The organism is Xenorhabdus innexi, from assembly GCF_002632485.1.
Taxonomy (GTDB): Bacteria; Pseudomonadota; Gammaproteobacteria; order Enterobacterales; family Enterobacteriaceae; genus Xenorhabdus; species Xenorhabdus innexi.
In genome coordinates this window covers 1-6,471 of sequence record NZ_NIBU01000105.1, presented here as the reverse complement: position 1 = coordinate 6,471, position 6,471 = coordinate 1, and the positions used below count along the sequence as shown (strand labels likewise).

7 protein-coding genes and 2 pseudogenes are annotated in these 6,471 nt (G+C 38.4%); 4 read left to right on the top strand and 5 right to left on the bottom strand.

All coding sequences use genetic code 11. From position 1 onward, the window contains the following. Positions 1-46 precede the first annotated feature (46 nt). Positions 47-649 carry a hypothetical protein gene (locus tag Xinn_RS19590; RefSeq protein ID WP_099137768.1) on the bottom strand — a complete coding sequence of 201 codons (603 nt, stop codon included), beginning with the start codon at positions 647-649 and terminating at the stop codon, positions 47-49. 690 nt (positions 650-1,339) lie between these two features. Between Xinn_RS19590 and Xinn_RS19585 the strand changes: the two genes are divergently transcribed. Both Xinn_RS19585 and Xinn_RS19580 read left to right on the top strand, forming a co-directional pair. Next, positions 1,340-2,578 carry an MFS transporter gene (locus Xinn_RS19585; RefSeq protein ID WP_086952927.1) on the top strand — a complete coding sequence of 413 codons (1,239 nt, stop codon included), beginning with the start codon at positions 1,340-1,342 and terminating at the stop codon, positions 2,576-2,578. Between the two features lie 116 nt (positions 2,579-2,694). Next, complete coding sequence (locus tag Xinn_RS19580) at positions 2,695-3,960, top strand: IS4 family transposase (RefSeq protein WP_099137767.1); 1,266 nt, start codon at positions 2,695-2,697, stop codon at positions 3,958-3,960. Between the two features lie 8 nt (positions 3,961-3,968). On the opposite strand, the gene Xinn_RS19575 is transcribed toward Xinn_RS19580, so the two are convergent. Together Xinn_RS19575 and Xinn_RS23345 are read right to left on the bottom strand one after the other, a co-directional pair. Next, positions 3,969-4,232: a bacteriocin immunity protein gene (locus Xinn_RS19575; protein ID WP_086956852.1), complete on the bottom strand. Its 264-nt coding sequence runs from the start codon at positions 4,230-4,232 to the stop codon at positions 3,969-3,971. After that, entirely contained in the window at positions 4,223-4,612 is a 390-nt protein-coding gene (locus Xinn_RS23345; RefSeq protein WP_339373495.1) for an HNH endonuclease signature motif containing protein, read from the bottom strand. Before Xinn_RS23345 ends, Xinn_RS19575 begins: the two co-directional genes overlap by 10 nt. Between Xinn_RS23345 and Xinn_RS22935 the strand changes: the two genes are divergently transcribed. Together Xinn_RS22935 and Xinn_RS19565 are read left to right on the top strand one after the other, a co-directional pair. After that, positions 4,543-4,683, top strand: coding sequence for a hypothetical protein (locus Xinn_RS22935; RefSeq protein ID WP_244590270.1), 141 nt, complete (start codon positions 4,543-4,545; stop codon positions 4,681-4,683). The genes Xinn_RS23345 and Xinn_RS22935 overlap by 70 nt on opposite strands. A 31-nt stretch (positions 4,684-4,714) precedes the next feature. Then, positions 4,715-5,411 (top strand): annotated as a pseudogene (locus Xinn_RS19565) (IS1 family transposase). Positions 5,412-5,474: 63 nt separating this feature from the next. Here Xinn_RS19565 and Xinn_RS19560 read toward each other — a convergent pair. After that, positions 5,475-5,849: a hypothetical protein gene (locus Xinn_RS19560; RefSeq protein WP_086956857.1), complete on the bottom strand. Its 375-nt coding sequence runs from the start codon at positions 5,847-5,849 to the stop codon at positions 5,475-5,477. Positions 5,850-6,377: 528 nt separating this feature from the next. After that, positions 6,378-6,471 (bottom strand): annotated as a pseudogene (locus Xinn_RS19555) (IS5/IS1182 family transposase); the annotation flags it as partial.

The following is a 6,471-nucleotide window of genomic DNA, read 5'->3' as shown; positions in this document are numbered from 1 at the left end:
TGTGTATAGGTCATAGTGCATTTTCCTTTGGCGAGAAAGATGCCTACTATAGCAACTGACCGCCTTTCTTAGAAATTGCACTTATTAGTCGAATCCAAGTTTCCTTAATAAAATCAGCATGCAGAGTAAATCGGCTGTACTTTTTTTTATCTGCAGTTAACCAAGCAAATTTTTCATCATGGGAATGACTGAACAAAAACATATCGGTTCCTTGATTATTCCACACTAGCCTATATTGTTTTAGCCCATTCTCTGTTTTAACATATTCTTTGTTAAATGATATTCGACTATCATCTATATTACTATTACGGGTATGCCAGAATATTTGAGTCGAATCCTTATCTATTGAGTTGTCATAGGCATACATGAGGTACTTATCATCATTATATTCACCTGTCACCTTTATTGAATTTTTCGGCAGTTTTTTATCCCGCAATTGTAGCACAATAAAGTGAGCAGAATACTCTTCCGACCCCATATACGCAAGATCATCATCCCCATCATCGAAACAAAGCGTACGTCCATGTGTATCTCTGAGTAAGTAGGAAGCATGAGGAGAAGTATCATCGTCAGAATCATCTTTTAGAAGTATTGATTCATCTGCATCAAGTTCGTTGTGTGTTTTGAAGACTTTATTTTTCTTTTCCATAATATAGCTACCTTATTGTTATATTAATTATTTGTGTATGCATGGTTTTTATTGAAAGTAAAAACATCATCACTCAATGACTGAGAGTATGATGCTTAATGTTATAATTATAGTTAAAAACTATAAATAAAATGGATTATTTTTCTAAAAAAGTAATATTGAATCAGGTTTTCATTAGAATCTGCCAAGCAATTTTCAGTAAAATTATTTATAATCAAATAGCTATTGATTATTACCTTTCAGATAAAGATTACTTACAAAATTTTACAATATGGATAATAAGCATTCACTTATGCAGTTATCTTAATTGCCTTTTTGTTGACACTTTGTTTATTTCATTGCATTTGTCATAAGCGTTAAAATAATATTCATCATTTAATTAAAAAGAAACTTAAATCTATAAAATAATATTTATTTATCCATTTTAAATGCGCTTGAATACTTATTTATCACACAACCATTCAGTATTATTAAATAACCATAAATATTGAGTTATTTTACCTTCTCCTATTCTATTGAATAAAAAAGATAATCTTTAGATGCTTCTTATCAATACGGGTAGTGGAAAATCATTTATTCTGCATACGATGAATTCTTAATTTAAGAAATATCTAAATTTTATTGAGCAACAGTTGATAGCAGAATCCCTCAGCCACCTGCATTAAATTAATAAATTTCAGGAGTACGAAAATGAAAGAAAAACCGAGGATCATCTGGTATCTGGTATTGGTTGCGCTACTTGATTTTGTCGGTTTGGGAATGGTGGTAGCAATATTCCCACACATGATGATTTCTGATGCCGCTTCACTATTCCCGGACGGCTGGGATCATCAGAAAAAAGTAATTATGTTGGGGGTTTTCCTTGCCATCTACCCTTTTGGCCAGTTTTTTGGTGCCTCAATACTGGGCAAAATGTCGGATATTTATGGGCGCAGAAAGATGATGCTGATGACTATAGCGGGCACTGCGATAGCCTTTGCCATTAGTGGCTATGCGGTGATTGTAGCATCAGCGGGGTTGCTACTGTTTAGCCGTTTACTGGCCGGGATGATGGCGGGTAATGTAGCGATTGCGCAGGCAAGTATGTCTGATATCAGTGCGCCGGGTAATAAAACTAAAAACCTCTCCATGATTCAGACTGCTCTGGGTCTGGCTTGGGTCATCGGGCCACCAATAGGAGGCTGGCTGACCAATTTCTCTTTAGCTCAATTCAGCGGATATATGACACCATTTGTCATTATGGCTGCCATCTTTACTCTGTTATTTATTTACACTTTGGTAGCCTACCCCGATACCTTAGAAAAACATACTCAAGAAAAAATCAGTGCCTTTTCCGGTCTGGTGCAAATAGCAAAAGCTTACAGTCACGCTAAACTGAGAACTGCATTTGCTATCTGGACGGTTTTTGTTGCTGGTTGGTGGTTGTTTGAATCTTTCCTGCCTGCTTATTTACTGGATATTTACCATTTCAGCTCGTTTCAGATTGGTTCTTTCCTCGCCACAATGGGAGCAACTTACGCACTATTCCAGTACTTAGTAGTGAGACACGTTGCCAAAGTCGCTAAACCTGAAAATATGGTGCGATATTCACTGGTGGTGTCATCACTTGCCGTAATAGCAGTCTCAATGGTCAATAATGTTATCTATCTGCATATATTCATTACCCTTTTCGTCACCTCCATGGGCTTTGCATTGACCGGGCTGATAAGCAGTATTTCAAATCTTGCACCGGAAAATGAGCAGGGAGAAATAATGGGTTCTATCAGTTCAATTCAGGCACTGGCTATACTGATCGTTATGTTATTGGGCGGTTTCCTTGATACTACTGATATCCGGGTAACAGTGGTCGGCGGTGGATTATTACTGTTAATTAGCTGGCTGCTTTTTGTAGTACGTCTGCGGGTGATTAGTCGCAAAGAGATTGGTTAGTTATGTATCATAGACAGGATCTTAAGCAATAACCGTTTATTTTTAGATAGAAAAAAGGCTTCATTTATGATCTGATAATCGTCGCCAAACTAATATCAAAACCACGGATGAAGCCTGTGATGATTATCGCTATAAAACACCAGTTAATGCAATTCTTCAATGAAGCTTCTCTGAAAAAGATTGCCTTTCGATGTGGATTTATTCAACGCGTGAGAAATATCGAACCTCATGTATTCATCCTCAGTCTTATCGCTGCACTGAGTTCGGGAAAAATTACGTCTATTGCTCAGTTACACCAAAAATTTAATGGGCTGTGTCCCGATAAAAAACAGCAGGTTAGCTACCGCCCTTTTTATAATCAGTTACGCAAAACGGCTTTTGTTGAATTCGTCAAAATATTGGTGAGGTTTGCCATGGCACAATGGGCCGATAAATCCGTTGCCATACCCAAGAAACTTACAAAATTTCAAAATGTTATTTTGCAGGATGGCAGTTCATTCAAAATCCATTCGGCGCTGTCTGATGTGTTTCCTTATCGGTTCAGGTCAACCGATGCGGCCGTTGAATGCCACATGACGCTGTCACTCTTCACCCAATCTCCGGTTAAAATGACGGTGACCGCGGATACGGCGTCAGAACGGGCTTACCTCCCCGCCCCTGAGACGCTGCATAAGCAATTATTGCTGGCAGATGCAGGCTATGTTGATTTTGAGTATTTTGAGCAAGTCTCCTCTTCCGGCGGCTCATTTATTGTCCGGGGAAGCAAATCGCTCAATCCCCAGATAATGACAGCCCGCAATGGGCAGGGAAAATTATTGCCCAAACTGTCTGATAAGCCGTTGAAATCCATCACACGCAGAACCAACCGCTCAGAAGTGCTTGATCTGATGTGTCGGCGTAAGGGTTATGAGTTTCGTCTTGTCCGCCGCTGGTTTGCCGAAGAAAAACGTTTCTGTCTCTGGCTGACTAATTTATCGGTGGACGAGTTTACCGCCAATGAGATCATGGATATTTATCGTTGCCGCTGGCAAATAGAACTGTTGTTCAAAGAGCTAAAATCGCATACAAATTGGCACGGATTTACCACAAGGAAAGAAACGATAGCCACGGGACTCATCTGGCTCAGTTTACTGGCACTGCTGCTCAGGCGTTCGTTAGCAAGCCGGTTATTTTCTGCCGTCTCCTTGTTCAAGGCAGCTCAAAATACAGACATCTGGCTCAAACCAATCATAGAAAACCTGCTCCAAAAGGCGTGGTCGGAAACGTATTTTTGGCTGGAAAAAGCACAAGCATATTTATGCCAGAACGCGTTCAAAACACCACAAAGAAAATCATGTAAAAACAAAACATTGGATGCGTGTTTTGAACGGCTTAATTCTTAAGAGCCTATCTATGAACCTTGTTTAAATCCCGATTTGCCATTTTTACTTCGCCACGCTTTAACCGTTTTTAAAATCCCTGCAGGTGAATCATCTTCTCCGTCTTTAGGAAAATAAATAAGATCACTGCCGCTGGGATGTTCCGTTACTTTTTCAAAGTGTCTTACAAGAATATGGTGTTCTTCCTCAGTTTCTGTATCTGAGTCACAAATGATTTGTAAAAACTTGAGAAATTCCGCTTCGGTATATTCACTAATACTATGTTTCAATTCCATGATTTTTTTCCTCTGTGAATTTCAATGTGTCGTTTAGGTGTTGTGATTCTTAAATTATCCATATCGTAGACTTCTCCATCTTTACTAATAGGCTTATTATGGTGAATTTCATTCACTTCACGCCCACCAACCCGCTCATCTTTTGGAACATATGGAGATCTTCCTTTTGCTATATGCTTCTTATTGCTATCATTAAATTGTTTGAGTAACTCAGGGTCTCTAGACACCTCTTCCCAAAACTGTTTCCGAAAATCATCAAAATCCCTAAATTTCTTTTCTCGTAATTTATCAGCAATTCGATCAGGGATAGGTGCTCCGTTTTCTTTCCCTGCATCATGAAGCCATTTATCGCCAACAGGCTCTCCCTTACCCGTTGCAATGCCGGGTTGATTACGTTTTTTCTCCTTATCAACCTAAAAATTCTGGTCGTGTATTCAACCCGTTGATTTAGGTGCATAATAGCCATTTTGTGGGGAAATGAAATGGCGACAGTTGAAGTGAAATGTCGGTTTTGTCAGCAAGTTGAATACGTCAAAAAACACGGCAAAGGTGAGGCAGGCCATCAACGCTATCTCTGTCTCTCCTGCAAACGCACCTTCCAACTCGATTACGCCTATCGTGCATGTAAAGCCGGTATAAAAGAGCAAATTGTTGACCTGGCTATATGAATAATGCCGGTATCCGTGATACTGCCCGTGCATTGCATATCAGTATTAATTCTGTTGTTCGCGTTTTAAAAAACTTAAACCGCGATGTGTAACGACACGTCCCCTGGATAAGGTCAACATTCAGCTCGTTTGTGAAGTGGATGAAGTCTGGTCATTCGTCGGCAATAAAAAATACCAGCGCTGGTTGTGGTATGCCTGGAAGCCTCGTCTGAAACGTATCATTGCTCATACGTTTGGGGCGAGAAACAAAAAAACACTCAGGAAACTGTTCAAAAAGCTCGCCTCATTTAATATTGTTTTCTGGTGTACTGATAATTTCAAGGCGTACAATCTCTTACCCAAAAACCAGCATCTTGTTGGAAAGACCTTCACTCAACGTATCGAGCGGGAGAATCTAACATTGCGCAACCGACTTAAACGGCTCAATAGAAAGACGTTGGGTTATTCCAAATCGCCGGAAATGCACGATAAAGTCATCGGTACTTTCATTGAACGTGAATATTATATTTAACAGGCATCAACAGGTTGAATACACGACCTCCTATTGAATAGTAAATATCATCACCTTACATTGTTAATTTTCCGTAAATTCACAATGCCAAACCACGAAATATCCACTTGGATTGTCAAATGTTAAATTTAATCCATTACGCTTAGGAGAATAATGGGCACCAAAACTATTTGAACCAATCAGAGGTACATCCCATTCGAATAACAGTTCGTATTTAGTATCGTTATCGTAAAATACATAGACACAACTTGCTTCTGTCCCTGTTAAAGACGCAGGATTATTTTCTGTTTTCCATTCAACTTCTGAATAAGGAAGTATATCCTTCGGAGGATAAATATTAAAATGCCCTTGAGACTCATGATAATTCTCGAGCCTCAATGAGTATTTAGTTTTATTATTAAAAATAGTTCTTACTTGAGCTATGTTACCACCTGACATACAACCTCCTACATTAAAATAACATGTTTACATTCAATAATTACATTTATATTATTACGCCAAATATAGCCATGCAGTCCCATAAATGTTTTTCAACAATAAAAACACCTATTTTTCATTCCTTTCATGAAAATAATTAATTACCAGAATAATAATTATTATTAAAATTTCATAATAAACAAGATGTTAATTATTATTAGACAATGCATTGTTTTAATGTGAACATTAATATACTAATGGAATGGACACTTCCCCAAATGGCTTCCGTGAGCCATACTGAATACATCAGCAAAAATATGAGAGGTGTTTAATGGAACAAATTATCGGAATTAATCTGACAAAGCAAGTTTTTCACTTACACATTGTGTCCCCGATTGGAACATCAAACCATCTTTAGCTAAAATTTACTTTTTAGAATTAGTCGTTCAGAATTAGGACAGCGTATCGGTATAAAAAAACAGAATGTAAAGCAACTGCTTGATGTTTATCATGCGACAAAAGTTGACACGATTGAAAAAGCCTTAGAGGCTATTCAGTATTTTTTCTGCGCAGCAGTAAGACAAGGAATGCCAGATTGACGAACTGGAGACTGGTATTCAAATCTCCCTCGCAGTTCTTCCAC